Annotated in this window: 22 protein-coding genes and 1 tRNA gene; 10 read left to right on the forward strand and 13 right to left on the reverse strand. The window is 71.4% G+C overall.

The window, feature by feature from the left end:
* Positions 1-11: 11 nt before the first annotated feature.
* From AB0K00_RS39890 to AB0K00_RS39900, 3 genes are all read right to left on the reverse strand, one after another.
* On the reverse strand, positions 12-1,304 hold the full coding sequence (locus AB0K00_RS39890; protein WP_363532076.1) for a DUF1254 domain-containing protein: 1,293 nt from the start codon (positions 1,302-1,304) through the stop codon (positions 12-14).
* An 86-nt stretch (positions 1,305-1,390) separates the two neighbouring features.
* Positions 1,391-3,778, reverse strand: a complete 2,388-nt coding sequence (gene hrpB, locus AB0K00_RS39895) for an ATP-dependent helicase HrpB (RefSeq protein ID WP_363532078.1) — start codon at positions 3,776-3,778, stop codon at positions 1,391-1,393.
* A 174-nt stretch (positions 3,779-3,952) separates the two neighbouring features.
* Positions 3,953-5,989 carry a cell wall-binding repeat-containing protein gene (locus tag AB0K00_RS39900; protein ID WP_363532081.1) on the reverse strand — a complete coding sequence of 679 codons (2,037 nt, stop codon included), beginning with the start codon at positions 5,987-5,989 and terminating at the stop codon, positions 3,953-3,955.
* Between the two features lie 310 nt (positions 5,990-6,299).
* On the opposite strand from AB0K00_RS39900, the gene AB0K00_RS39905 reads away from it, so the two are divergent.
* The gene (locus AB0K00_RS39905) at positions 6,300-6,965 is read left to right on the forward strand and encodes a GNAT family N-acetyltransferase (protein WP_363532084.1); all 666 of its coding nucleotides are present in this window, start codon (positions 6,300-6,302) and stop codon (positions 6,963-6,965) included.
* Positions 6,966-6,977: 12 nt separating this feature from the next.
* Here the strand turns inward: AB0K00_RS39905 and AB0K00_RS39910 are convergent, their stop codons facing one another.
* The 5 genes from AB0K00_RS39910 to AB0K00_RS39930 form a co-directional block, all read right to left on the reverse strand.
* Entirely contained in the window at positions 6,978-7,937 is a 960-nt protein-coding gene (locus tag AB0K00_RS39910) for a tetratricopeptide repeat protein (protein WP_363532087.1), read from the reverse strand.
* Between the two features lie 92 nt (positions 7,938-8,029).
* Positions 8,030-8,578, reverse strand: coding sequence for an alpha/beta fold hydrolase (locus AB0K00_RS39915; protein WP_363532147.1), 549 nt, complete (start codon positions 8,576-8,578; stop codon positions 8,030-8,032).
* Positions 8,579-8,846: 268 nt separating this feature from the next.
* Positions 8,847-8,919 (reverse strand) — tRNA-Lys (locus tag AB0K00_RS39920).
* A gap of 79 nt (positions 8,920-8,998) precedes the next feature.
* Positions 8,999-9,136 (reverse strand): hypothetical protein, encoded by a 138-nt coding sequence (locus tag AB0K00_RS39925; protein ID WP_203853294.1) that lies wholly within the window; start codon positions 9,134-9,136, stop codon positions 8,999-9,001.
* A 50-nt stretch (positions 9,137-9,186) separates the two neighbouring features.
* Entirely contained in the window at positions 9,187-10,215 is a 1,029-nt protein-coding gene (locus AB0K00_RS39930; protein WP_363532091.1) for a LacI family DNA-binding transcriptional regulator, read from the reverse strand.
* A 186-nt stretch (positions 10,216-10,401) separates the two neighbouring features.
* Between AB0K00_RS39930 and AB0K00_RS39935 the strand changes: the two genes are divergently transcribed.
* From AB0K00_RS39935 to AB0K00_RS39965, 7 genes are all read left to right on the forward strand, one after another.
* The gene (locus AB0K00_RS39935; RefSeq protein ID WP_363532094.1) at positions 10,402-11,742 is read left to right on the forward strand and encodes an ABC transporter substrate-binding protein; all 1,341 of its coding nucleotides are present in this window, start codon (positions 10,402-10,404) and stop codon (positions 11,740-11,742) included.
* A gap of 82 nt (positions 11,743-11,824) precedes the next feature.
* On the forward strand, positions 11,825-12,823 hold the full coding sequence (locus AB0K00_RS39940) for a sugar ABC transporter permease (RefSeq protein ID WP_363532096.1): 999 nt from the start codon (positions 11,825-11,827) through the stop codon (positions 12,821-12,823).
* The gene (locus tag AB0K00_RS39945; protein WP_363532099.1) at positions 12,820-13,752 is read left to right on the forward strand and encodes a carbohydrate ABC transporter permease; all 933 of its coding nucleotides are present in this window, start codon (positions 12,820-12,822) and stop codon (positions 13,750-13,752) included. The genes AB0K00_RS39940 and AB0K00_RS39945 overlap by 4 nt, the downstream gene beginning before the upstream one ends.
* A 77-nt stretch (positions 13,753-13,829) precedes the next feature.
* Positions 13,830-15,371 (forward strand): glycoside hydrolase family 13 protein, encoded by a 1,542-nt coding sequence (locus AB0K00_RS39950; protein ID WP_363532102.1) that lies wholly within the window; start codon positions 13,830-13,832, stop codon positions 15,369-15,371.
* A gap of 22 nt (positions 15,372-15,393) precedes the next feature.
* Positions 15,394-15,594, forward strand: coding sequence for a hypothetical protein (locus tag AB0K00_RS39955; RefSeq protein WP_363532105.1), 201 nt, complete (start codon positions 15,394-15,396; stop codon positions 15,592-15,594).
* A gap of 103 nt (positions 15,595-15,697) precedes the next feature.
* Entirely contained in the window at positions 15,698-16,060 is a 363-nt protein-coding gene (locus AB0K00_RS39960) for a response regulator (RefSeq protein ID WP_363532112.1), read from the forward strand.
* A gap of 175 nt (positions 16,061-16,235) precedes the next feature.
* The gene (locus tag AB0K00_RS39965) at positions 16,236-17,852 is read left to right on the forward strand and encodes a S8 family serine peptidase (protein ID WP_363532114.1); all 1,617 of its coding nucleotides are present in this window, start codon (positions 16,236-16,238) and stop codon (positions 17,850-17,852) included.
* Positions 17,853-17,993: 141 nt separating this feature from the next.
* Here the strand turns inward: AB0K00_RS39965 and AB0K00_RS39970 are convergent, their stop codons facing one another.
* The 4 genes from AB0K00_RS39970 to AB0K00_RS39985 form a co-directional block, all read right to left on the reverse strand.
* Positions 17,994-18,713 carry a GAF and ANTAR domain-containing protein gene (locus AB0K00_RS39970; RefSeq protein ID WP_363532116.1) on the reverse strand — a complete coding sequence of 240 codons (720 nt, stop codon included), beginning with the start codon at positions 18,711-18,713 and terminating at the stop codon, positions 17,994-17,996.
* Positions 18,714-18,786: 73 nt separating this feature from the next.
* Positions 18,787-19,935: a SigB/SigF/SigG family RNA polymerase sigma factor gene (locus AB0K00_RS39975; RefSeq protein WP_363532119.1), complete on the reverse strand. Its 1,149-nt coding sequence runs from the start codon at positions 19,933-19,935 to the stop codon at positions 18,787-18,789.
* A 153-nt stretch (positions 19,936-20,088) separates the two neighbouring features.
* The gene (locus tag AB0K00_RS39980; protein ID WP_363532122.1) at positions 20,089-20,832 is read right to left on the reverse strand and encodes an ATP-binding protein; all 744 of its coding nucleotides are present in this window, start codon (positions 20,830-20,832) and stop codon (positions 20,089-20,091) included.
* An 82-nt stretch (positions 20,833-20,914) separates the two neighbouring features.
* Entirely contained in the window at positions 20,915-21,607 is a 693-nt protein-coding gene (locus tag AB0K00_RS39985; protein WP_363532125.1) for a phosphoribosyltransferase family protein, read from the reverse strand.
* A 294-nt stretch (positions 21,608-21,901) separates the two neighbouring features.
* Here AB0K00_RS39985 and AB0K00_RS39990 point away from each other — a divergent pair, with 294 nt between their 5' ends.
* Positions 21,902-22,399 (forward strand): hypothetical protein, encoded by a 498-nt coding sequence (locus tag AB0K00_RS39990; protein WP_363532127.1) that lies wholly within the window; start codon positions 21,902-21,904, stop codon positions 22,397-22,399.
* Here AB0K00_RS39990 and AB0K00_RS39995 read toward each other — a convergent pair.
* Positions 22,396-24,639, reverse strand: coding sequence for a bifunctional diguanylate cyclase/phosphodiesterase (locus AB0K00_RS39995; RefSeq protein ID WP_363532130.1), 2,244 nt, complete (start codon positions 24,637-24,639; stop codon positions 22,396-22,398). The genes AB0K00_RS39990 and AB0K00_RS39995 overlap by 4 nt on opposite strands.
* Positions 24,640-24,773: 134 nt before the next feature.
* Here AB0K00_RS39995 and AB0K00_RS40000 point away from each other — a divergent pair, with 134 nt between their 5' ends.
* Positions 24,774-25,496, forward strand: a complete 723-nt coding sequence (locus AB0K00_RS40000; RefSeq protein ID WP_363532133.1) for a sortase — start codon at positions 24,774-24,776, stop codon at positions 25,494-25,496.
* Positions 25,497-25,811: the final 315 nt, after the last annotated feature.

The raw sequence follows: 25,811 nt of genomic DNA on the forward strand, positions 1-25,811 counted from the left end.
CCCATATCTTGCTAGATCTTCACCACCGGGGGCGGCTGAAACTCACCCCGGAGGACCGCCGGCCCCGGCTGGTACATCCGCAGCACCGGCCGGAACTCGCCCTCGGGCGCCGGCAGCCAGTTGGCGACGTCGTCGGGTGGATCGTGCTGGATCCGGATGGTCAGCGCGCCGTCGGGGTCCGGCCGCAGCCCAGGTGTGGCGCCGCCGATCGCGCGCCGGTCGATCTGGTTCGGCACCGGGCGGGAGCCGGGCACGTCGTACATGGCGACCGACCAACCGGCGTCGGCCGGGGGCGGCCCGGGGAAGCGGAGCTCATAGCGGTGTGCCCCGTTCAGCCGTTCGCCGGCGTGGTCCTTGTGCACCGTCGGCGCGACCGCCTCGTAGGCGTGGCTGCCCCACAGTCCCGTGCGCGCCGCGACGGCCCGCATCAGGTGTGCCTCGTCGCGGTCCGGCATCGTCCACTCAGGAGTGTCCAATGTGCCGACCTCGAAGTAGTCGAGGTTGTAGTCGAACAGGTGCAGGTCGTTCGTCCAGCCGTTGACGAGGCCGGCGTGGCGGGTCGTCGCCTCTTCCTCCAGCTGCTCCCGGGCCGCGGCGAGCCCGTCGCGCAGCGTCTCGCGGAACTCCCGCGGCGCGCCGGCGAACGGCGACGTGCCGGGTTCCAGCAGCCCGATGGGGGCGAACCTGCGCTGGTAGCGCCGCTCCGCCGGGGACGGCGGGAACGCGGCGAGCGAGCGCCGCAGCGACTCGAAGAACAGCAGGTCGTCGGGGACACCAGCCTGCGGGCGCGGCAGCCCGTCGAGCGGGACCTGCGGGTACATCGGGTCGATGCGCAGCGCGTCCTGCAGCGCGTGGACCTCGGCGGCGTCGTCCGGGCCACGGCAGGCGAACCGCCCGATCAGCGTCGTCACCATCGTCGGGATCCTGATGACCTGGGCGCCCGGCGCCTCCCGTCCGGCCCAGCCGGGTGGCACGAGCAGGAACTCGCGCTCGCCGGTGCCCGTGGAGCGCCGCCCCACGTAGGCGAAGTTGTCCGTCCACGCGTCGACGAACTGCAGCACGTGATACCGGTCGCCGGTGTCCGGGATGCCGAGCCACAGCGGTCCGCCGGACAGGTCGAGCCGGGCGGTCGAGTACAGCAGATCCGGGTTCATGTTGCGCTGGTCGTCGAAGCGCCGCTGGTGCTTGAACGCGTTGTACGCCCCGCCGTCGCGCTCCACCGCAGCGAGGTTGGTCAGCAGCGGGTAGCCGTACTGGAACGCCTCCGCGGCCAGCGTCGTCAGGTCCATCGCCCTCAGGTCCATGCGTCCCTCCCGGGGTCGGATCGCCTCCTCCTGGACTCCAGCCTGCGCGCCGGCCGGGGCCCGGGTGGGTGAGTCGCCGGGTGGCTTCAGCGGCGTGGGTTGGTCTTTTTCGTCGGTACCGCCGTCGCCGGATCCTCGGGCCACGGGTGCCGTGGGTACCGTCCCCGCAGCTCCGCACGGACCTGCGGATATCCGGTGCGCCAGAACGATGCCAGGTCCCGGGTGACGGCGACGGGCCGGCCGGCGGGGGACAGCAGGTGCAGCAGCACCGCCACCCGGCCGTCGCCGACGCGGGGAGTCTCCAGCCAGCCGAACGCCTCCTGGACCTTGACCGCGAGCACCGGCGCCGCCGGGTCGCTGTAGTCGACCTTCGCGAGCGACCCGCTCGGCACCCGCAGCCGCTCCGGCGCCAGCTCGTCCAGGCGCTGCGCGGCCGGCCACGGCAGCATGGCCCGCAGCGTCCGTTCGGGATCCACTGTGGACGCCTTCGTCACCCCGCTCAGGTCGGTGTGCGCGACGACGTTCTCCTCGCTCACGTCCGGCCACGGCGGGCCGAGCACCCGGTGGCAGAAGTCCATCCGCAGCCGCAGCTGGGTGGCGTCCTTCGACCAGCGCAGCCCCTGCTTGGCGAGCGCCTCACGCAGCGCCCGCTCGACGAGCTCGCGCGGCGGGTTCTTCAGCTCCCGCCGCCGCAACGTGATCGCGCCGAGCTGGTCCCGCCGCTCCGCGCCCTCCGCCGTCACCTCATCCACTGTGGACAGCAGGGCCGCGCCGGCCTCGCGGGCGGTGTCCTCGTCGATCGCGGCGGCGAGCCGGATCCGCGCGGCGGCGTTGCCCGGCTGCCGGTCCGCGACCGCGATCGCCAGCCACGGGTGCCCGGTCAGCGGCGAACCCTGCGGCAGCGCGGCTTCCGTCCCACCAGCCATCAGGTACCCGTTGTTGCGCAGCTTGGCGAGCCGCTCCGGGTACGCCAGCCCGACGAGCAGCCCCGCGACCAGATCGTCGGGCAGCCCTGCCGGTGCGCCTTCGAGCCCTCTGTGCAGCCGGTCGGTCTCCGCCCGCCAGCGGGCGTCGCGGGTGTCGCGCAGGCGCCGCCACGCCGCGGCCAGGTCGTCGCCAGTGGCGAGGGAGTCGTCGGCGAGGATCGCGACCACCTCGGCGGCCTTGCGCGCGCCCACCTTCGGCGCGCCGTCCAGCAGCGCCCTGGCCAGCCGGGGGTGCGCGCCGACGCGGGACATCCGGTGCCCGCGCGGCGTCGCCCGCCCGTCGGCGTCCACGGCGCCGAGTGCGCGCAGCGTCGCCTCCGCGACCCGCATCGCGGCGTCCGGCGGCGGGTCCGGCAGGGCGAGGCCCACCCCGCCCGGATGCCCCCAGCAGGCGAGGGCGAGCGCGAACGAGGTCAGTTCGGCGACGGCGACCTCGGGTTCGGGCTGGGCCGGCAGCCGCTCGTCGTCCAGCTGCGACCAGCAGCGGTACACGACACCGGGCGCCTCCCGCCCGGCCCGCCCGGCGCGCTGGACGGTGGAGGCCTTGGCCGCCCGCACCGTGGCGAGGGAACCCAGACCGCGCGCGTGGTCGGTCCGCGGCACCCGCGCCAGGCCCGAGTCGACCACGACCCGCACCCCCGGCACCGTCAGGCTGCTCTCGGCGACGGCGGTGGCGAGCACCACCCGGCGCCGGTCGCCCTCGCGGATCGCCGTGTCCTGGACCGCCGCCGGCAGCCTGCCGTGCAGCACGTCCGTCGGCAGGTCCGCCAGCCGCCGCTGCACCGAGGTGATCTCGCCCGCGCCCGGCAGGAACACCAGCAGGTCCCCGGACGTCTCCCGCCACGCCCGGCGCACGACCGCGGCGACGTGGTCGAGGAACGCCGGGTCGACCTTCAACCCGTGCGGCGGCCGGACCGGCCGGTCCGGCGGGCACCACACCACCGCCACGTCGTGCAGCGCCCCCTCGGCGGTGACGGTGCGCGCTTCGAGCAGCGCCGCGAACCGTTCCGCGTCCGCCGTCGCCGACGTTGCGAGCAGCCGCAGGTCCGGCCGCAGCGCCTGCCGGCTCTCCACCAGGAACCCGAGTGCCAGGTCCGTGTCGAGATGCCGCTCGTGACACTCGTCGATCATGACGGTGCCGACGCCGGCCAGCTCGGGGTCGGCCAGCAGCCGCTGCACGAGCAGCCCGGTGGTGACGACCTCGACCCTCGTGCCGGGCCCGACCTTGCGGTCGCCGCGGACGCTGTACCCCACGCTCTCGCCGACCCGTTCCCCGCGCAGCTCCGCCATCCGCCGCGCCGCCGCCCGCGCCGCGATCCGCCGGGGCTCCGCCACGACGACCGTGCCCTCGAACGCCTCAGCCAGCGCCAGCGGCACCAGCGTCGTCTTCCCGGTCCCCGGCGGCGCCACGAGCACCGCGCCGCCATCCTTCACGGCCGCGACGACGTCCCCGAGCACCCGCTGTACCGGCAGATTCTGCACGCCCAACTCCTACAGCATCGCCAGCCCCGCCGGGGCGTCGGCACGACTTGTAAGCCTGTGCAGACATGTGGCGCGATGCCGGACGCGGCGCTGGTCTTCGCAAACCTGATGTGGCAGGCGTAGCCGGGAATGCGGCGAGGGCGCCATTCCGGGTGGAAGGGCGCCCTCGTCGGGTTGTGGCTAGCGGTCGGCGGTCGACGGGCGCTGTTGCTTGACGCCCGGGATCTCCTGCTGCTTGGCGGCGGCGAGGCCGCGTTGCAGGGCGTTGGCGCCGGTGAGCGACTTGGCCTTCACGTTCGGGACGGTGAAGTCCTCGGTGTACTGGACGTACTTGTGGTAGCCGGGCACCGAGATGGCGTTGCCGACGGGGGTGATGAGGTTGTCGTTGAGCGCGAGCGGCCCGCCGAGCAGGACCCCGTACTTGACCGTCGAGGAGTTGCGCGACAGGTAGTCGCGGGTCTGCTCGCTGAGGCTGCCCGGCGTGCTGAGCAGCAGCGGGCCGAGGTTGCCACCGATCATGGCGCCACCGGTCAGCGCGTCGTACCAGGTCGTCGCGGTGGCGACCGCGGCGGCGCGAGGGCCGGTGAAGAAGAACTCGGCGACCGCGATGGCGGTCTCGAACTCCGTGGCCCCGAAGACGGGGTAGTAGGAGATCCGGTCCGGCCAGTTCGGCATCTGGTTGGCGTCGTACGCGTTGAGCAGCGCCCGCACGCCAGGGCCGCCGACACCGATCATCGCCGTGCCGGTGTCCGGGTCCGGGTCGAGGCTGTTGAGGTATGCCGCGGTGGCCGCGGGCATGGTGTCGCCGGAGGTCAGCACGATCACGGTGCCGGGGTTCGCGCCGGCCGCGGCGCCCGCGGCGAGGGCGTCGTAGTACTTCAGCGAGGTCGCGATGATCACCGCTGCCGGGTTCGGGGTGATCGCCTTGGCCACGGCGATCGCCGTGTCGAACTCGTTCTGGCCCCACAGCCGGATCGTCTGGTATCCGAGGGCCTTGAGCTGGTTGTCGACGTTCGCCGAAAGGGCCACGGGGCCGCCGAGCAGGTACACGGTGCCGGTGTTGCCGAGGATGCGCTGGATCTCCGCCTGGGTCTGCGGGTGCAGCGAGCCGGTCGGCGTGATCAGCAGCGGCGCCTGCTTGGTGACCGCGAGGGCCGAGCCGCCGAGCGCGTCGAAGTACTGGTCGTCCCGCGACAGCACGACCGCCTTGGCCGGCACACGGAGACCGTCGTCGACGCCCTTGTCGGCGAAGTTGTAGCGCGACGTGGCGACGGCGGTCCCGAGCGCGGTCTGACCCCAGACCCGCTCCACGTAGTTGGGGTTGATCGGCTGGCAGCTGGGCTCGCTGCCGTTGGTGACGACGGTGACGACGTCCTTGGTCTCGACGTCGATCCGCTTGATGTAGGGGACGTTGTTCACGTAGCTGGTGAACAGGATGGCGTCGCCCTCGGGCGTCCACACCGGGTCCCGGTTGACCGTGCTGCCGGTGTTGGCGTCGGTGGTCAGCTGCACCTGGTTGGAGCCGTCGGCGTCGGCGATCCAGATGTGGTCGGTGTCGCCGGCGAGGGTGCTGCGCACGAACGCGAGCTTCGAGCTGTCCGGGGAGAAGTCCGGCGCCCAGCCCTTGTCGATGACCTTGTTGATCGTGGTGAAGTCGTCGATCCGGTAGATGATCGTGTCCCACTGGCCGCCGATGACGCCGTGCTGGAAGACGATCGTCCCGTCGCTGGCCACGGCGGCGCGGCTGTCGCGCAGGCCGTCGTCGGGGACGCTGAACAGCTGCGAGCCGCGGTCCCAGTTGCCGCTCGCGGACGTGATCGCCAGCTTCGAGGCGTACGTGTAGATGACGTACCGGCCGTCGTACGCGTACACCGGCTCCTCGAGACCGCCGCCGCTGTTGCTGAACAGGGTGAAGTTGTCACCGCCGTCCGGGCGGACGGACGCGGGGGCACCCCCGGCCGAGTAGACGTAGCGGCTGCCGTCGGGCGCCCAGCCACCCGCGCCGGGCCCGACGCCCGCGACGAGCACGTGCGCGCCGCTGCCGTCGGCCTCGGCGATGTACACCGAACCGTTCCGCTTGAACGTGATCTTGCCGGACTGGCCCGGCGCCGACGCGTGTGCGGCCCGCTGCCTCGGAATGAGCCCCGGCACCGCCACCGCTGTGGCCGCGGTCGCGGCCCCCAGGATGGCCGAGCGCCGCGTGAGCGCGAACGACAACGTTCCTCCCCATGAAGTATTTCGACCGCCGGGGAGATGCCCCCGTGATCACCGCGAAAGTGTAGGGGCGACCGATGCGTTCCCACAGGCCCGAACGGCTGTACCAGCAGCGGTTTGGGGTGGTTCGCGACGGAAGATCGCAGTGATCCGCGCCGACATCGGGAAGATCACAGCGGGGTGGTCGCACCGTCCGTCACGGCCGGACATGGGAATGTCACGATGCGCCGCCGGAACCGTCCTGGCGGCCGCCGCCGTCGCGGCGGCGGGCCGGTGTCGTCGTGGCCTGGGAGGGGTCGAGTAGCCTCCAGCGGTGCTGGATCTTCGCGAGCTCATCGTCAGCTGGCAGCGCGGCTGGGGCGTGGCCCGGGGCCTCCCCGCCGCCGAGGCCCTCGGCCCGGGCCTGCGGGTGCGCTGCCTGCAGCCCGGCCGCGCCGTCGAATACGTCGCGCTGCACAGCGACCCCGCCGCGCTGCGCGCCCTCGCCGCCCGGGTCGCCGCCGAGGACGAGGTCACCTGGCTGACCGTGCCCACCACCGACCCGGCCGCCGCGGCCGCCGTCCTGGACGCCGCCGGCCTGGTGCTGCTGCGGCGCTCCGAACTGCTGATGACGATCGACCTGAGCGCACATCCCGAGTTCCCGCCGCCGGCGGGATACCGGCTCGAGACCACCGTGGACGCGGCCGTGCTCACCGCGACCGTCCTGGCCGCCTCCGGGGAGGTCGGCGCCCGCGGCACGATGGGCCTGACCGGCCCGGACGCGGTCGCCGACCGGATCGAGACACTGCCCGCGCACCGCCGCCGCGGCCTGGCCAGCACGCTCATGGGCGCCCTGGCGGCGGGTGCCGCCAGGGCGGGCGCCGAGCGGGGCGTCCTCATCGCCAGCGAGGACGGCCAGCCCCTCTACGCGAAGCTCGGCTGGCGCCCCGCCGCCGACGTCCTCATCGCCACCACGCCGGGCAACACCTACCCGGCCTGAGGGCGGCGCCGGTCAGAACGGGTGCGGGTCGAGGACCCGGTGCAGGTACCGGTGCTCCCCGAACGCCTCGACGGCGGGGTGGTTCGGCCCGAGACGCATCTTGAGCCGTTCGCTGATCTCCTCCTCGGCGACCACCGGGCCGCGGCGCACCCGGCGGGCGAGCGCGAGGTTCGCCTGGCCGCGCACGGTGTCCGGATGATCCGGGCCGAGCACCTGCTCGAGCCCGGCGGTGATCTTGGCCATCTGTGTCGCCGCCTGCTGCATCTCGCCGGTCTCGGCCGTGACGATGGCGAGGTTCATTGCCGCCGCGAGTGCGTACGGGTGCTCGTTGCCCAGGACGCCGCTGATCTCCCGGGCCGCCGTCTCGGCGAGGGTCCTGGCCCGGGCACTGTCCTGCTCGGCACGGGCGACGGCGGACATGTTCGTCACGCACACCAGCGTGTGCGGGTGCAGCGGGCCGAGGCTCTTCTCGTACGCTTCCAGCACCCCGGACAACTCGGCCGCCGCCCGGCTCGTGTCACCCATCGACAACAGGTTCAGGCTCCAGCTGAGCCGGCAGGCGAGCGTGTCGGGGCTGTCCGGCCCGATGCTGTCGGTGAGCCGCTCGTAGGCGGTCTGCAGCAGCGGTGCCGCCTCGTCGGCGGACCCGGCGCTGCGCAGCGACACCGCGAGGTTCGTCGAGGCGTTGAGCGCGTACCGCGAGTCGGCGCCGAACGCCTTCGCGTAGTCGTCCGCGACGCCGCGCAGCAGGTTCACCGACCGCTGGTATTCGCCGGCCTCGCGCAGGTCACGGCCGAGGTTGCTGGCGGCCCGCAGGGTGATCGGGTTGCGGTCGTTGTTGGGCACCGCCCGCTGCCGGTCGTAGACCTGCTGGTCGTAGCCTCGGGCGGCGCGGTAGTCGCCGAGCAGGCGGTGGGAGGACGCGAGGTTGTTCAACGCGTTGAGGGTCCGCGGGTGGTCGTTGCCCAGCATCACGGCTCATCGGCTGTAGGTCTCGCGGTCGCGGTCCAGGGACTCGCGGTAGAGGCCGAGCGCGCGCAGGTCCGCCGCCAGCCCGTTCGCGGTCATGAGCGTGTGCGCGTGCGACGGGCCCAGCAGTTCGACCCGACCATCTCGTCGTCCCAGTCGAGGTCGACCGCCTCGGCGGGGGCGAAACTGGCGAGCACCGCGGCGCGCAGGACCCGGTCGGGCAGCAGCGCCGCGCACGCGAGCGGTCCGCCACCCGAGCGTCCCATGATCGCGAACTTCTCGAATCCGAGATGATCGGCGAGCACCGCGACGTCGCGTGCGGCATCGGCGACCGTGCGCCCGGGGCTGCGGGTCGACCGCCCATATCCCGGCCGGCTGTAGGACACGAGCTTGATGCTTGACCGATACAGCACGGCATTGCGCGGACGCGGCCCACTGCTGCTGCCGGGCATGCCGTGGTGCAGAAATATCGGAAACCCGTGCGAATCGCCGGAAATCTCATACGTGAGGATGCGGTCGGCACCAGGAATCTTGACCTCCTGCGGGGTCTGAAATTCCGGGAGAACCTGGATCCTCCTGAGTCGCTCGGGGTCGGACTGGAGCGTTCTCCTCAGCCCAACCAGGGTGCGGCTCCATACGGGCAGTTGTCAGCGGGAGTGGGGCTGTTCCTGCGTACGGCCAAGATCGGTCTCCCGGGAGGTGCCAATTTCTGGCCACCCCGGCGGCCGGTCATGGCCGGAGGGGTGGGCATGCGGTTGGTCAACCTCGGCGCCGGGCGTCAGGTCACGCAGTGTCAGCTTTTCCGGCGACCCGCCGCATCGTTCGCGGGGTCTGCCGGGAACCATCCGGGCGCCGGGTGCACCAACGGCAAGAGGCCTCTGCCGCGAAGCAGAGGCCTCCAAAAATCTCCGGTACGCCGCGTAGGACTTGAACCTACAACCCGCAGATTAAGAGTCTGCTGCTCTGCCAGTTGAGCTAGCGGCGCCTGGCTGAACGGAGGAAACTCTAGCATGCCCTTGCCGGGCCCCAAAAACGAGATACCCCCGTCCGGCCTGTGCGGTGCGTTACTCCTCATCGTCCTCCCAGAAGAAGTCAGTCGGTGTGGGCTGCTCCGGCTCCTGGTCCATCAGGTCCGTGTCGGGGCCGATCAGGTCCTCGAGCTCGTCGTCCGGCTGTTCCCAGGTCACCGGCATCTCGGTCATGGCGCTAACCCCCTGAAGTGCTACCGAAGAAGGTTCCAACGGGCGGCGAGCTACCCGGTGCCGCCGGTCCTAACCGCGACGGGCCAGGTCGAGGCACGCATGACCAGGGTGGTCGGCATGAGGAGCTCTTCGGGGGTCCAGTCACTGACCGTCATGGCGCGGCGGAGCATGCCGGCGGCGAGAACGCCCTGTTCGAAGACGCGCTGGCGCACGGTGGTGAGGTCGAGCAGGGCGCTGAGCTCGTGGTCGTCGAAGCCGATGACGGAGACGTGCCGGCCGGTGCGGCGCAGGGCGCTCAGCGCGCCGAAGGCGAGCTCGTCGGACTCGGCGAAGACGGCTGTGGGCGGGTCGGGCAGGGCGAGGAGGCGGCGCATCGCCTGTTCGCCGCCGTCGAGGCCGTGGGGGACCGACATGACGAGCTCGTCGCAGATGGGCAGGCCGACGTTGCGGAGGGTGTCGATGTAGGCGCGGCGGCGGGCGTGCGCGACGGGCAGGAACATCGTCTGGTCGGCGTACGTGGAGATCATCCCGATCCGCCGGTGGCCGAGGCCGAGGAGGTGTTGGATGGCAGATGTGGCCGCGGCCATGTCGTCGATGCGGACGCAGCCGGCCCCGGGCACGTCGTGGCCGACGGCGACGATCGGCACCCCCAGGCTGCGCAGGTCGGCGATCTCCGGGTCGCTGAACTGCATGGCCACGACGAGGACGGCGTCGACGCGGCGGCGCAGCGGGAGCTGACCGAAGAAGCGCTGGCGGGCGGCGACGTCGCCGAGGTTGTAGAGCAGCAGGTCGAGGTCGTGCTCGCGCAGGACGGACTCGGCACCGGCGACGATCTGGCCGAAGAACCAGCGCGCGGCGTACGGGACGATCACCCCGACCGTGTGGGTGCGGCCGCTGGCGAGGCGGGAGGCGATCGGCGACACGACGTACGAAAGCGACGCCGCGGCCTGCAGCACGCGGTCGCGCGTCTCGTCGGAGACGTTGGGCAGCCCCCGGAGGGTGCGTGACACGGTGGCGGAGGAGACCCCGGCCAGCCGGGCCACGTCCTCCATGCTCACGGGCACGGGAACGTCGGCCACACGGGGAGGCTAGCAACACTCTGTGCAACAGCAATATGTCCACCGTGTTGCTAACTCGTTATCGATCAATCCTGCCGAAGGGCTCGACAAACCGACCTTGCAAACGCTTACATCCGAGGGACACAGCACACCGGTACGTGGGCGGAGCTGTTCGCCCGGACCGGGTCTAGCCAAAGGAGGCTAACCATGGCTGTCCTTTCGAGGCGGCGTCGGGCGTTCGCGCTCGCCGGTGTGGCCGCGCTGGCACTCGTCGCCGCCGCTTGCGGTGACAGTGGTAGTGACACCGGTTCAACCAACGCCGACAAGCCCGAGTGCGCGCCCTACGCGCAATACAAGGTCGACAAGAAGAAGACCGTTTCGATCTACGCGACGATCCGTGACGTCGAGGCCGACAAGCTGCGCTCGTCGTGGAAGCAGTTCGAAGAGTGCACCAACATCAAGATTGACTACGAGGGGTCCGGCGAGTTCGAGACCCAGGTCAAGGTGCGCGCCGACGGCGGTCAGCCGCCGGACATCGCGGTCTTCCCGCAGCCGGGCCTGCTCGCGTCGTTCGCGACCAAGGGCCAGCTCAAGGAGCTGCCCGCCCCGGTGAAGGCCAACCTCGACAAGAACTGGTCGAAGGACTGGGCCAAGTACGCCACCGTCAACGGCAAGGTCTACGGCGTCCCGATGGGTGCCAACGTCAAGTCGCTGGTGTGGTACTCGCCGCAGCTGTTCAAGGAGAAGAACTACAAGGTCCCCACCACGTGGGACGAGATGATCAAGCTCTCCGACGACATCGCGGCGACGGGCATCAAGGCGTGGTGCGCCGGCATCGAGTCCGGTGACGCGACCGGCTGGCCGGCCACCGACTGGATCGAGGACATCGTCCTTCGTGACCAGGGCCCCGACGTCTACGACCAGTGGGTCAACCACACGATCCCGTTCAACGATCCCCGCATCCTCTCGGCCGCCGAGCGGACCGCGTCGATCCTGAAGAACCCGAAGTACGTCGGTAACCCGAAGACCATCGTGACCACCTCCTTCCAGGAGGGTGGCCTGCCGGTCAAGGACAAGAAGTGCGGTCTGCACCGCCAGGCCAACTTCTACTCCAACCAGTGGGCGAAGGGCACGAACGTGGCCGAGGACGGCGACGTGTTCGCGTTCTACTTCCCGGCCGTGGACCCCGCCAAGGGCAAGCCGGTCCTGGTCGGCGGCGAGTTCGTCTCCGCGTTCTCGGACCGCGACGAGGTCGTCAAGGTGCAGACCTACCTCGCCTCCGGCGAGTGGGCCAACAGCAAGGCGAAGCTCGGTGACTGGATCTCGGCCAACAAGAGCCTGGACGCCAACCTGGTCGCCGGCTCGATCGACAAGCTCTCGGTGAAGATCCTGCAGGACCCGGCCACCGTGGCCCGGTTCGACGGCTCGGACCTGATGCCCGCCGCGGTCGGCTCGAAGTCCTTCTGGACCGGTATGACCGACTGGATCAACGGCACCAAGGACACCAAGGCGACGCTGGACTACATCGAAAGCACCTGGCCCAAGTAAGAGAACTTGAGGTCCGGCTCCGGCGCGGTGGTGTGCACAGCGGCACCACCGCGCCGGAGCTGACCGGTCGGAGGACACCCCCATGGAATATGACTTCTCCGAAGACGTCGCCAAGATCTGGCCGGCGCTGCTCTTCATGGGCGGCTTCGTCGCCGTGATCGGCGGTCTCCTGTTCGTGCTCGACATCCTGCCCAGGTGGGGGAAGGGCAAAGAGCGGCTGCAGATGTTCGGCTTTCTCGGCCCGGCACTCGTCCTGCTCGGCGTCGGCCTGATCTACCCGCTGATCCGCACCGTCACGCTGTCGTTCTACAACAACTCCCGCGGCAAGTTCGTCGGAGTGGACAACTACAGCTGGATCGTCACCAACCCCGACACGCTGACCATGCTGCGCAACACCCTGTTCTGGGTGGTGTGCGTGCCGCTGCTGTCCACGGCGTTCGGCCTGATCTACGCGGTGCTGGTCGACAAGGCCCGCGGTGAGGGCATCGCCAAGTCGCTCATCTTCATGCCGATGGCGATCTCACTCGTCGGCGCCACCATCATCTGGAAGTTCGTCTACGCGTTCCGCGAGGCGGACGTCGAGCAGATCGGTCTGCTCAACCAGATCCTGGTCTGGCTGGGCATGGAGCCGCGGCAGTTCCTGACCGAGTCGCCGAGCAACACGTTCTTCATGATCGTCATGATGATCTGGATCCAGGCCGGCTTCGCGATGGTCATCCTGTCCGCCGCGATCAAGGCGATCCCCGCCGAGATCGTCGAGGCGGCCCGGCTCGACGGCGCCAACCCGTGGCAGATGTTCTGGAAGGTGACGATGCCGACGATCCGGCCGGCGGTCGTGGTGGTCACCATCACCATCACCATCGCCACGCTGAAGGTCTTCGACATCGTCCGGACGTCGACCAACGGCAACTTCAAGAGCAGCGTGCTCGCCTTCGAGATGTACAACCAGGCGTTCCGGCTCAGTGACGACCCCAGCGGTGAGGGCCGCGGCGCCGCTCTCGCCGTCGTGCTGTTCCTGCTGGTCGTGCCGGTCGTGCTGTACCAGGTCCGGCAGCTGCGGAAGCGAGCGGAGATCCGATGAGCAACGTTTCGTTCGACAAAGCCGCCCCCGAGACCAGCCCGCTCGTCAAGCCCGAGGCGAGCACCGTGGCCGGCCGGGTCCGCCGCAAGCTCACCTCCCGCACCGCCAGCGTCGTGTCGATCGCCATCGCGATCCTGTGGACGATCCCCACGTTCGGCCTGTTCGTCTCGTCGCTGCGGCCCGAGGCGGACATCAAGAGCACGGGCTGGTGGAAGTTCTTCAGCTCTCCCGAGCTGACCCTGGACAACTACAACGACGTCGTCTTCGGCAGCTCGGGGTCCTCCGGCCAGCTGGCCAGCTACTTCATCAACTCGCTGGTCATCACCGTGCCGGCCGTGCTGTTCTCGGTCAGCCTGGCGGCGATGGCCGCGTATGCGCTGTCCTGGCTGAACTTCCGCGGCCGGGACTGGATCTTCATCGGCGTGTTCACGCTGCAGATCGTGCCGCTGCAGATGGCGCTCATCCCGCTGCTGCAGATCCTGGGTGACTACACCAAGTGGGGCGGCGGCTTCTTCGCCGTGTGGTTCGCGCACACCTGCTTCGGCCTGCCGCTCGGCGTGTTCCTCCTGCACAACTTCATGTCCGAGCTGCCGAAGGACCTGTTCGAGGCGGCCCGGGTCGACGGCGCGGGACCGGCGATGACGTTCCGCCGGATCGTCCTGCCGCTCATCACGCCGGCGCTGGCCTCCCTGACGATCTTCCAGTTCCTGTGGATCTGGAATGATCTTCTGGTGGCCCTGGTGTTCACGTCCGGGCCTGACACCCGGCCGCTGACGGTCCGGCTCGCCGAGCTGGCCGGCACCCGGGGCAACGACTGGCAGCGGCTGACCTCCGGCGCGTTCGTGTCGATGGTCATCCCGATCATCGTGTTCCTGTCACTGCAAAGATATTTCGTTCGCGGCCTGCTGGCCGGTGGAGTCAAGGGGTGAGTTCGCTGGTCTGGTGGCGTGATGCCGTGATCTATCAGGTCTACCCACGCTCGTTCGCGGATGCGGACGGAGATGGCATGGGGGACCTGCGCGGCATCACGTCGCGCCTGGACCACCTGGCCGAGCTGGGTGTCGACGCGCTGTGGATGTCGCCGTTCTACCCCTCGCCGCAGCACGACGCGGGGTATGACGTCGCCGACTACCGTGACGTCGACCCCAGGTTCGGCACCCTGGAGGACTTCGACGCCCTGGTCGCCGCGGCGAAGGCCCGTGGGCTGCGGGTCGTGGTCGACCTCGTGCCCAACCACACCTCCAGCGACCACGTCTGGTTCGCCGAGGCCCTGGCCGCCGGGCCCGGCGGTCACGCCCGGGAGCGCTACCACTTCCGCAAGGGTCTCGGCCCGGACGGGGAGCAGCCGCCCAACGGCTGGCAGAGCGTCTTCGGCGGCCCCGCCTGGACCCGCGTCGCGGACGGCGAGTGGTATCTGCACCTGTTCGACACCAGCCAGCCCGACCTCAACTGGGATCTGGCCGAGGTCCGGGACATGTTCGAGGACGTCCTGCGGTTCTGGCTCGACCGGGGTGTCGACGGTTTCCGGGTCGACGTCGCGCACGGGCTGATCAAGGAGAGCGGCCTGCCCGACTGGACCGAGGCGCAGGTGCCGATCACCAGCCCGGGCGCGGAGCACCGCACCCCGCCGATGTGGGACCAGGACGGCGTGCACGACATCTACCGCTCGTGGCGGCGGGTCCTGGACTCCTACGACGGCGACCGGATGATGGTCGGCGAGGCGTGGGTGTCACCGGCCGAGCGGATGGCCCGCTACATCCGCCCCGACGAGATGCACCAGGCGTTCAACTTCAGCTACCTGATGGCCCCGTGGACCGCCGCCGACCAGCGCGCCGCGATCACCGAGTCGATCGAGGGCGTCGCGCCCGTCGGCGCCGTCTGCACCTGGGTGCTGTCCAACCACGATGTCGTGCGGCACGCCTCGCGCCTCGGGTACGAGCCCGGCCACAGCACCCAGGGTGGCATCGGCGTCGGCGACCCGCAGCCGGACGAGGCGCTCGGCCTGCGGCGGGCCCGCGCCGCCACGATGCTCATGCTGTCGCTGCCCGGCTCCGCCTACCTCTACCAGGGTGAGGAGCTCGGCCTGCCGGAGCACACGACGCTGCCCGACGACGAGCGGCAGGACCCGACCTGGTTCCGCTCCAAGCACGAGGTCCGCGGCCGCGACGGCTGCCGGGTGCCGGTGCCGTGGGCGGCGGCCGCGCCGTCGTTCGGCTTCGGCCCGGGTGCCGCGTCGTGGCTGCCGCAGCCCGCCGACTGGGGGCGCTTCGCCGCCGACGCCGAGCGTGGCGTCCCGGGCTCGACCTTGTCGCTCTACACCGAGGCGCTGCGCCTGCGCCGGACCCACCAGCTGGGCCGGGGCGTCCTGCAGTGGAGCACCGGCGAAGGTGAGGACCTGGTCGACTTCCGCAACGGCGGGATCCGGGTGATCACCAACTTCGGTCCGGTGCCCGCGCCGCTGCCGCCGGGGGAGGTGCTGCTCGCCAGCGGGGACCTCGCCGCCGACGGCAGCCTGCCGCCCGACACGACCGCGTGGATCAGGGCGTGACAGCACCGGATACCTTGACCATATGACCGCACTTTTCGCGTACGTCGTCAGCTACCTCAACCCCTCGGTGCTCGAGATCAGCGGCGAGGTCGCGAAGAAGAAACCCAAGGCGAGCGGGCTCAGTGGCGGCCTCATCGGCGGCTGCTGCTGCGCCGTCGTGGTGGTCATCGCCGCCGTCGTGGTCGTCATCATCGTCATGCGCAGGCGGCGGCCGAGCTCCTGAAACGCCGAGCGCCTGATACAGGGCACGGCGGCAAGTGTTCACGTGGTGGGGTTCCCCGGCCGATGAGACGGTTGTGATCCGTCGGGAAGGGAACCCTGCTGCCATGGCCCGAGTGCTGCTCGTCGACGACGACGTCGACATCCGTGAGACCACCGCGATCCGGCTGCAGATCGGCGGCCACCACGTGATCACCGCCGCCACGCCGCAGGAGGCCCTCGACGTCGCCGCGGGGCAGCCGCACTTCGACGTGGCCGTGCTCGACCTGCACCTGCCCCGGGTCGACGGTGATGAGCTGCTCGACCTCTTCCGCGGCAACCAGGCGACCGCGGACGTGCCCGTGGTGTTCTACAGCGCCAACGCGCCGCACGCCACCTCGGTGCACGGGCTGTCCCTCGCCGACACGAGACTCACCCGCGGCCGTCCCCTCAACAGCCTCCTCGCCACCATCAACTGCCTCTCCCACTGAGCCCACTGGCGAACCCGCTGGCGAAACCAGTGACGAAACCAGTAGCGAAACCACTGACGAAACCGCTGGAGAAGCGCGCAACCGCACGGCAACCCGCGGTGAACCGCCCACGCACCACCCGCTCCCGAACATTGGTGACGCAAGCAACGTCATCACTTCGGGAGGGGCCAGCCAGATGCGAGTCACCCTGCGTGCCACGTTCGTCGCCGCCGCGGCGGTTGCCGGAGTCGTGGTCGCCGGCTCTCCGGCCCTGGCCGCCCCGGCGGAGGGACAGATCCGCGACGCCGGCAAGCCCGGCGCGATCCGCGACCGCTACATCGTCGTGCTCAAGGACACGGTGTCGGCCAGCGACACCGCCGGCAGCGCGAGCCGGCTCGCCGACCGGTTCGGCGGGCGGGTGCAGCGCTCCTTCGGCAGCACGCTGAAGGGCTTCTCGGCGCAGCTGACGGAGCGCGGCGCCAAGCGTCTGGCCGCGAACCCGCTCGTCGACTACGTCCAGCAGGACCGCACCGTCGCGCTCACCGGCAGCCAGGGCGGCGCGCCGTGGGGCCTGGACCGCATCGACCAGGCGAGCCGCCCGCTGAACGGCACCTACACCTACCAGGGCACGGCCTCCAACGTCACCGCGTACGTGCTGGACACCGGGGTACGCCTGACGCACAGCGAGTTCGGCGACCGGGCCCGCTCCGGGTACGACTTCGTCGACAACGACACCGACGCGAGTGACTGCCACGGCCACGGCACCCACGTCGCCGGCACCGTCGGCGGCAGCACCTACGGCGTCGCCAAGGCCGTGAACATCGTCAGCGTCCGGGTACTGGACTGCCAGGGCTCCGGCACGTACTCCGGCATCATCGCCGGCATCGACTGGGTGACCGCGAACGCGCAGAAGCCGGCGGTCGTCAACATGAGCCTCGGCGGTTCCGCCAGCCCGGCGCTGGACCAGGCGGTCCGCAACTCGATCGCCTCCGGCGTCACCTACGCGATCGCGGCCGGCAACGAGAACGTCGACGCCTGCGGCATCTCCCCGGCGCGCACCCCCGAGGCGATCACCGTCGGCGCGACCGACGCCGCCGACAACCGGGCGTCGTTCTCCAACTACGGCTCCTGCGTCGACCTGTTCGGCCCGGGCGTCGCGATCACCTCAGCCAGCAACAGCGGCGACACCGGCACCGCGATCATGAGCGGTACCTCGATGGCGACCCCGCACGTCACCGGCGCCGCGGCGCTCTACCTCTCGGCGTTCCCGTCGGCGACCCCGGCGCAGGTGCAGAGCGGGCTGCTGGCCACGTCGGTGCCGGACGTCGTCGCCGGTGCCGGCGCCGGCTCGCCGAACCGGCTGCTGTCCACCGCCGCGATCACCGGGGCGGCGCCGGTCACCCAGCCGGTCACCCAGCCCGTCGGCCAGCCGGCCACGATCGTGGCCGCGCCCGCCGCGGTGGCGCCGTGCAACGTGCGCACCAACGCCGCCGACGCCACCATCCGCGACCGTGGCACCGTCACCACCGCGGTCGTGGTCAGCGGCTGTGCCGGGAAGGCGTCGTCGAAGGCCCGCGTCGAGGTGCACGTCGTGCATGCCAAGAAGGGCGACCTGGTGGTCGAGCTGATCGCGCCGAACGGCTCGGTCAAGCGTCTCAAGGCCGCCAGCTCGAAGGACAAGGCGAAGAACCTCAACGCCGCCTACACCGTCAATCTGAGCAGCCGCCTGAAGAACGGCACCTGGAAGCTGCGGGTGCGCGACTCGTACAAGGGAAACACCGGCTACCTGGACAGCTGGACCCTGACGGTCTGACCGGTTGCGAAGCTCGGCCGCACCGGTGTCGCCAAGGATGGCGGGCCGGTGCGGCCGCATGTCCGCGTCAGGGCACGATCACGCGCCCCCCTGCCCGGGTTACCGGGTTAGGGGAAGTACACGGCGCTCGCCCGCCGCGGCCTAGGCCACGGTCGCGCGGCGTTCGACCGTCTCGACGAGCCGCTGGGCGACCGTGGTCAGCGGCAGTCCGAGCCGGGTCGCGGTGCCGTGGAGCACCTCGAGCGCCGCCTCCGACGAGCAGGCCCGCTGCACCATCATGATCCCGATGGCCCGGTTGACGGTCTCGCCGCCCACCAGGGCCTCCGTCAGCTCCGCGTGCAGGTCCGCCTGCCGGCCCCGGTCGAGGACCGCGGCGAGCAGCAGCCCGGCGTGCTCGGCGATCAGCATCGCCGTGAGGCCGGCGTCGGGAGTGAAGCGTCCGGGCTGCGCGGCGTACACCGTCAACGCCCCGATGACCTGCTCGTCGATGTCGACCGGGACGGTTAGCACGCCGTGCACCCCGGCCTCCAGGGCGTGCTCGCGCCAGCCCGGCCAGCGTTCGTCCGACGAGAGGTCGGCGCTGACGATGAGGTCCCGGGTGCGGATGGCCTCCATCGACGGGCCGGTGCCGCTGTGGTACTGGCTGTCGTGCAGCGTCGCCGGCAGCTCGGGTGACGCGGCGGCGGTCGACGGTCCGCCCGCCCGCACCAGGGTTACCGCGCACCACGACGCCCCGTCCACCAGGTCGGCAGCGGTCTCGACGAGGTCCTCCAGGGCCTCGTCGAGGTCGTCGCTGGCGATCAGGCGGGCGGTGAGCTGTCGTAGTACAGCGGCGATCTCCACCGTGTGGAGGTCCGTCACAATTCCCCCTTCAGCCACGCCGACGACGGTGCCGGCGGAGCACCGGGGGTCTCCTACCCGGCGGCCCGCGATATCAACCGTCGAGCAGCGCCCTTCGCAGCCCCTCCAGGGTCCGCGACAGCAACCGCGACACGTGCATCTGGGAGATGCCCAGGTCTGCGGCGATCTGGGCCTGGGTGCGGTTGCCATAGAACCGCAGCGACAGGATCCGCCGCTCCCGCTCCGGCAGCCGCGCGATCAGCGGCTTGACCGCCTGGCGGAACTCGACGCCGTCGATGTCACGGTCGTCGTCGCCGAGCACGTCGGCGAGGGTGCCGGCGTCGTCGTCCCCGCCGAGCGGCGCGAACAGCGACACCGGCCGGTACGCCGAGGACGCCACGAGGGCCTCCAGGATCTGGTCCTCGGCGACGCCCAGGTGCTCGGCGACGTCGCGCGGCGTGGGGGAGCGCCCCAGCCGCTGCCCGAGCGTGTCCCGCACCCGGTTGATCTCGATCCGCAGCTCCTGGAGCCGGCGGGGCACGTGCACCCCCCAGCCCTTGTCCCGGAAGTACCGTTTGAGCTCACCGACGATCGTCGGCGTCGCGTACCCGCCGAAGTCGGTGCCGTAGTCGGGGTCGAAGCCGTCGATGGCCTTCATCAACCCCAGCGCGGCGACCTGGCTGAGGTCGGCCGGCGACTCACCCATCCCGTGGAACCGGCGGGCCAGCCGGTCGGCCAGGGGCAGGCTGTGTTCGATCGCCCGCTGCCGCAGCGCGCCCCGCCGGGCGTCCTTGACGTCCATCGTGGCGGCCTGGCGCAGCAGCTCGTTGACGGTCGTCCACTGGCTCGGCGGTTCGGACTCGTCCGGTGCCGGTGGCGGAGCGCCGACCGGAGGATCGTCGTAGGCGCGCAGGCGTTTCGCCGCCCCGATGATCTCCAGGACGTCCAGCACCAGGTCGGACGCGCCCGGGGTCCGCAGTCCGCCACCGCGCTCCTGCGCCTCGAGCTGGGCCCGGAGCAGGGTGTCGGCGGCGGCGCAGTCGAGCAGCCGCAGCCGGGACAGGTCCACGGTCAGGTTGACCTGTCCGGCGTCGAGTCGTTGGCTGAGCGCGAGTCGCAGGTCGAGGCTCGCCGCGTGGTCGAGCACTCCGGAAGGGCGCAGGATCTCCTCGTCCCCTTGGCGCCAGGATTCCAGTGAAAGTGCCGAATCGAATCGGTCTTTGTATATGGGCATTGTCTCCATGGTGGAGACTCCCCCCTATCCCATCGCGTTGCGCAGCAAGCGATTCGCGGTTGAGCGTGCGGTCGTGGAACCGGGCGGAATTGCTTTCCCGGTCACTGTACGCACGGGGGAATTGCCAATGAATATGTGAAAGGGTGAGGTCGTGGGTGACCTTTACTGAGCGCGCAGGGTCGCCCAGACGACTTTTCCGTCGGGCACCGGGGTGCAACCCCACCGGTGTGTGAGCGCCTCGACCACCAGCAGGCCGCGGCCGCTCTCGGCGAGGGTGTCACCGGTCGCGCCGAGGACCGGGAGCTTGGGGCTGCCGTCGCGCACCGACAGGTGCAGCTGCCGGTGGCGCAGCGCGACCCGGACCTCCAGGTCGGTCCGCGCGTGCCGCACCCCGTTGCTGACCAGTTCGGTGATGATGAGCTCGGCGAGGTCGGCGATCCGCGCCACGCCCCACGCCCGGCAGGCCCGGTCCACCAGGTGCCGCGCCGCCGCGGTCGCGTCGACCATCGGCTGCAGCCTCGCCCGCATCCCCTGCGGCTCGCCGCCGGGCGCGCCGGCGCCACCGTGCGCGATCGCCGCGTCGGTGGTCGCGAAGAGGGGGATCTGCCGTGCGACCGCCATGCGGTCCAGCGCGGAGCGCAGCAGCGCGGGGGCGGCCGCCACGCTCACCGAGCTGCCGGGCCAGGCCGCGGCGTGTTGGGCGAGGGCCGGGAGCACGGTCAGCGCCACGTCGTCGTGGGCCCGCAGCTCCGCGACGTCGAGCACGATGAGCGCCGGCTCGTCGGCGAGACATTCCAGGACGGTGGTGCGCAGCACCGGCGCGGTGCTCACGCCGAGACTGCCGGCGACGTGCACCACGGTCGCATCTCCGCGGACCTCGACGGTCGCGGCAAGACTCGCCCTCATGAGGTGACGCTCTACCCGCCACCGGTGGGTTAAACCCCGGGGGCGGGCAGAGCGTCCTTGTAGTGGTCCTCGGCGGGCCGGATCAGACCGGCGTGGGCACCTTGGCGGTGCCCCAAGCCATCGCGCAGATGTCGGCGACGTGCACGTCGGTGACCGGGGTGAAATCGGTGTAGTACAGGCCGAGGGCGTGGAACTCCCGGGGGGAGTGGATGTCGATGACCGCGTTGACGTCGCCGCTGAGCAGGTCCACCGACTCCGCCGCGCACACCGGCGCCGCGAACACGATGTGCGCCGGCTTGCCGGTCTGCAGCGCCCGGATCGCCGCGCGTGCGGTGACCCCGGTCGCCAGCCCGTCGTCGACGAGGATGACCACCCGTCCGGTCACGTCCGGCGCGGGCCGGGTCCCGCGGTAGCGCTCCTGCCGCCGCCGTAGCTCCACCCGCTCCCGCTGGACCGCGGGTGCGAGGTCGCTGGTGGTCAACCCGACGCACGCGAGGGCGCTGCGGTCGAACACCGGCGGGCCGTTCTCCGCGATCGCGCCGACACCCTGATCGGACTGCCACGGCAACCCGATCTTCCGGGCGATCATGAGGTCGAAGTCGGCTCGGATGGCCTCGGCCACCGCGTGCCCGACGGGGACCCCACCCCTGGGCAGTGCGAGGACCAATGGCGCGTGGGTCATGTCAAGCTGCCGCAGGTGTGCCGCGACCGCGGTGCCGAGCATGCGTCCCGCGGCCGTCCGGTCCGCGAACCGCTCGTCCTCAGGCGGCCACATGGCCGTAGGCTTCCACTCGGGCGACCCGGAGGCCGGCCAACATGATCCGCATCAAGCGGACACCCCCTTCGATCGGCGCGGTGGGGCCACCGCCACGCAGGGCCTTGTCCCCTCTTGGCCGCTCTGCCGCGACCGCCACGCCCGGTGCGAAGACTACGCCTGTTGAGCTGCGAAAACCTCGGCTTGGCATACTTCGATCGGGGTGAACCCGGCATGTCGGAAATGCTATTGCTTTCCCGTTCTGACAGTGGCTCCCGTACTGACGGCGGCGCGGCGACCCGGCAGAATGCAGGGGTGGACACGCCGGAGCAGCGGGACGCGGCGCTCGCCGTGTTCGACATCGACGGGGTCGTGGCGGACGTCCGGCACCGGCTGCGGCACCTCGACCGGCGCCCCAAGGACTGGGCCCGGTTCTTCGCCGCCGCCGACAAGGACCCCGTGCTGCCCGAGGGCGTGCAGCTCGCGCTGCGGCAGTCGGCCGAGCACGTCCTGGTCTGGCTCACCGGCCGCCCCGAGCACCTGCGTCCGGTCACCGACGCGTGGCTGCGCCGGGCCGGGCTGCCCGCGGATCTGCTGTTCATGCGGCCCGCGACGGACCGCCGACCGGCGAAGGACTTCAAGGCGGGCATGCTGGCGCGGCTGGCCCGGGAGTCGTCGATCGCGATCGTCGTCGACGACGACCCGGAGGTGGTCGCGAAGCTGCGCAAGCTCGGCCACCCCGTGCGACTCGCGGACTGGGTCCCGCACTCCTCGACCCTGCAGGCCGCTCAGGAGCAGGACGGCCGGACCTAGCTCGCCACCGTCGACAGCTGGGCGGACAGCAGGGTCCGCAGGGCGTCGGCGGGCATCGGGCGGGCGAACAGGAACCCCTGGGCGTATCCGCAGTCCAGTTCCCGCAGGGCGGCCGCCTGCTCCTCGGTCTCGACGCCCTCGGCGACCGGCTGCAGGTGCATGCTGCGGGCGAGCTCGACCACGGCGCGGAAGAGCGCCTTCTCCTGGCGTTCGGCGACCCGGGACACGAACGACCGGTCGATCTTCAGTACGTCGATGGGCAGGGTGCGCAGGTACGCCAGCGACGAGTAGCCGGTGCCGAAGTCGTCGATGGCGATCCGGATGCCGTGGGCGCGCAGCCGGGCGAGCCGCCGGCTGACCGCCTCGGTCTCCTCGACGGTCGCGGTCACCAGGACCGTCTCGGTGATCTCCAGGACGAGCGCGGCGCCGGGCAGGCCGGTGCGCTTGAGGGTGGCGAGGACGTCGTCGGCGAACTGCGGGTTGCGCAGCTGGCGGCCGGAGACGTTGACGGTGACGGAGATGCCGTGCGAGGCGTGCCAGGCGCGCGCGTCGGTGCAGGCGCGCTCCAGGACCCAGGCGCCGAGCCGGCCGATCAGCCCGGTCTCCTCGGCGACGGGCACGAACCGTGCAGGCGACACCGCCGCACCGTCAGGGGTGGTGTAGCGCAGCAGCGCCTCGACCGCCCTGACGCTGCCGGTGTGGATGTCGACGACCGGCTGGTAGTGCACGGCGAAACCGGACTCGGCGTCGACCGAGGCGCGCAGCTGGTCGGCGAGGACGGCGTGCGCGACGTGGGCGGCGCGCAGCCGCGGATCGTAACGTTCGGCGCGGTTGCGGCCGGCCTCCTTGGCCGCGTACAGGGCCAGGTCGGCGCTCTGCAACGCCTCGCCGGTGCTCGCCGGCGCGCCGGAGTAGACGCCGACGCTGGCGGTGAGGCGCAGCTCGCGGCCGTCGACGAGGTAGGGCACGGCCAGGGCGGCGACGCACTGCGCGGCGAGGCCGTCCAGGCCGTCGAGGTGGGCGGCGACCAGCGCGAACTCGTCGCCGCCGAGCCGGGCGAGCAGGTCCCCGGGCCCGGCGATGCCGTGCAGGCGGGCGGTGGCCTGCAGCAGCAGCTCGTCGCCGGCGGGGTGGCCGAGGGTGTCGTTGACGTCCTTGAACCCGTCGAGGTCCACGATGAGCAGCCCGATGCCGGGCGCCGGGTGCCCGCCGGCGGCGGAGGCGGCAAGGGCGTCGATGTCGGCCTGGAGCCGGACGCGGAACTCCTCCCGGTTCGCCAGCCCCGTCAGTACGTCGTGCTGGGCGCGGAACGTCAGCTCCCGCTGCAGTGAGGTCCGCTCCCGCAGGGCCCGGCCGAGGCGCAGCACCATCGTCACCATGAGCGCGGCGGTGAGGGCGGTCGGCACGACGGCGTGCGCCCACGACCCGGCGCCGCGGTGGATGCCGATGTCGGCGATGAGGACGGCCGGGCCGAGCATGGCCAGGGCGATGAACGCCGCGATGGGGGTGGCGCTCTCGTCGGTGGTGCGGGGGCGTTCACCGATGTCGCGGATGCCTGGGTGCAGGCACGCCGCGGCGAGCAGGAAGCTCCACATGAGCCACCCCGCCGAGGTCGCCGAGCTGACGACGGTGCCGCCGCGGCCCCAGGCGTACATGATCACGTAGCTGGCGTCGGACAGGACCATCGCCGCGGTCGAGGCGACGAGCAGGCCGGCCGCGACGCCGGGGCGGACCGCGAACGCGACCCGCAGCAGCATCGACACGACCAGCAGGTCGCACACGGCGACGGCGGTGACGCCGGCGGCGGTCGGCTGGTCGAGACCGGCCCGGGACAGCAGCGGGTTCAGCACGAACGCCCACGCCAGCTGTGCCATGCCGATCACGGCGATGGCGGCGTCGAGCAGCCGGGTCGAGGACCACGGCCGCAGCTGCCGGGCGAGCCGCCACAGCGCGATGCCGGTCAGCGGGTACGCCAGCATGTAGCCGGCCTCCGCGTTCTGCGACAGGCCGGGCACGGCGGTCTGGACCGCGGCGGTGGCGGTCGAGACGCCGACGCCGGCGACCAGCAGCCAGTACACGGCGGCGGGACCCGGCCGGTTCCGGCGCAGCCCGACCACCGCCGCGACGACGCAGGCCGCCTGCACCGCGACCCAGAACACGCCGTAGCCGTTCGGGTTCACGGCGGCGGCCACGGCGGACGCCACGGCGGCGCACGTCAAGAACCACAGCCAGATCCTCACTGTTCTATTCAGCGGGACCCGGGGTGCCGGCCGGTTGCGCGCCGTGGTGCGAACGGGATCGCCGGCGTCCGCCGCTCGGCTGAATGGCGACCGAAGCTCCTTCTGCCCAATTTTCAGAGCCTATAGTCCATTTTGTGGGTACCGGCAGAGGTGGCGACCGGACGACCCGGCTGCTGCTGCTCGCCGCCGTCCTGCTGCTTGCCTCCGGCGTGACCGCGGGCGGCGTGACGGCATGGAGTTGGTGGGGCCGGGTCCGCGCCGTCCAGGCCGCACAGGAGCGGCTGGCCGCCCAGTGGGCCGAGGACAGCCGGCGCGCCGGCACCGATGCCACCGCCGCCGCCGAGGCGGCGGGACGCAGGCCCCCGGCGCCGATGCCGTTCGCCGCGGGCCGGCAGGACACCGCCGAGCCCGGCGCCGGCGACGACGGCGGGCCGATCGCGCTGCTGCACGTACCGACGCTGCGGTTGCGGCTCTACGTGGTCGAAGGGTCCGACGAGCAGCGGCTGATGCTCGGCCCCGGGCACATCCCCGGCACCGCCGCGTTCGGCGAGACCGGCAACGCCGGCATCGCCGGGCACCGTTATCCGGGCGTCTTCTGGGACCTCGGCGAACTCGAGATCAGCGCGCCGGTCGTGGTGGAGACCCGGGACACCTGGCTCGTCTACCGGGTCGTCGACGCGAGCGTGGTCCAGCCGGAGCAGAACGAGGTCCTCGCCCCGCCGGCCCCCGGCGCCGGGCCGCTGCTCACGCTGGTCACCTGCGAGCCGAAGCTCAGCACCGCGCGCCGCCTGATCCGGCAGGCCACCCTGGTCCGCCGGGATCCCGTCGAGGGACCGCGCCCGCCCGAGCTCGGCTGACGCGCCACCAGGCGATCGCAACCGTGCGTGACTGGTCGCTTACCAGAACGCAACAAATCTCCTTGACCGGCCCCCCGATGTGCCGATTGTCCAGTGAGTTTGCCGCCGTGGGCCGCCGCAGAACGCTCCGGCGCGCAGACCCGACGCGTGGTTTGTCCCGGTGAGGGCTGAAGGGAGCCTGGCCGTGAGCGACTTGGGTGACATCGTTCAGGAGTTTCTTGTGGAGTCGCACGAGAACCTGGACCAGTTGGACCGGGACCTGGTGGCATTGGAGGCCGCGCCGGGATCGCGCGAGCTGCTGTCGTCGATCTTCCG

Source organism: Dactylosporangium sp. NPDC049525 (genome assembly GCF_040676755.1).
Classification (GTDB): domain Bacteria; phylum Actinomycetota; class Actinomycetes; order Mycobacteriales; family Micromonosporaceae; genus Dactylosporangium.

What these genes read in the sequence shown, in the direction of transcription:
- AB0K00_RS39890 (WP_363532076.1), bottom strand. Translation starts at nt 1,304, where the DNA reads ATGGACCTGAGGGCGATGGACCTGACGACGCTGGCCGCGGAGGCGTTC.
- AB0K00_RS39910 (WP_363532087.1), bottom strand. Translation starts at nt 7,937, where the DNA reads ATGCTGGGCAACGACCACCCGCGGACCCTCAACGCGTTGAACAACCTC.
- AB0K00_RS39925 (WP_203853294.1), bottom strand. Translation starts at nt 9,136, where the DNA reads ATGACCGAGATGCCGGTGACCTGGGAACAGCCGGACGACGAGCTCGAG.
- AB0K00_RS39935 (WP_363532094.1), top strand. Translation starts at nt 10,402, where the DNA reads ATGGCTGTCCTTTCGAGGCGGCGTCGGGCGTTCGCGCTCGCCGGTGTG.
- AB0K00_RS39940 (WP_363532096.1), top strand. Translation starts at nt 11,825, where the DNA reads ATGGAATATGACTTCTCCGAAGACGTCGCCAAGATCTGGCCGGCGCTG.
- AB0K00_RS39945 (WP_363532099.1), top strand. Translation starts at nt 12,820, where the DNA reads ATGAGCAACGTTTCGTTCGACAAAGCCGCCCCCGAGACCAGCCCGCTC.
- AB0K00_RS39950 (WP_363532102.1), top strand. Translation starts at nt 13,830, where the DNA reads ATGGGGGACCTGCGCGGCATCACGTCGCGCCTGGACCACCTGGCCGAG.
- AB0K00_RS39955 (WP_363532105.1), top strand. Translation starts at nt 15,394, where the DNA reads ATGACCGCACTTTTCGCGTACGTCGTCAGCTACCTCAACCCCTCGGTG.
- AB0K00_RS39960 (WP_363532112.1), top strand. Translation starts at nt 15,698, where the DNA reads ATGGCCCGAGTGCTGCTCGTCGACGACGACGTCGACATCCGTGAGACC.
- AB0K00_RS39965 (WP_363532114.1), top strand. Translation starts at nt 16,236, where the DNA reads ATGCGAGTCACCCTGCGTGCCACGTTCGTCGCCGCCGCGGCGGTTGCC.
- AB0K00_RS39975 (WP_363532119.1), bottom strand. Translation starts at nt 19,935, where the DNA reads ATGGAGACAATGCCCATATACAAAGACCGATTCGATTCGGCACTTTCA.
- AB0K00_RS39980 (WP_363532122.1), bottom strand. Translation starts at nt 20,832, where the DNA reads ATGAGGGCGAGTCTTGCCGCGACCGTCGAGGTCCGCGGAGATGCGACC.
- AB0K00_RS39985 (WP_363532125.1), bottom strand. Translation starts at nt 21,607, where the DNA reads ATGTGGCCGCCTGAGGACGAGCGGTTCGCGGACCGGACGGCCGCGGGA.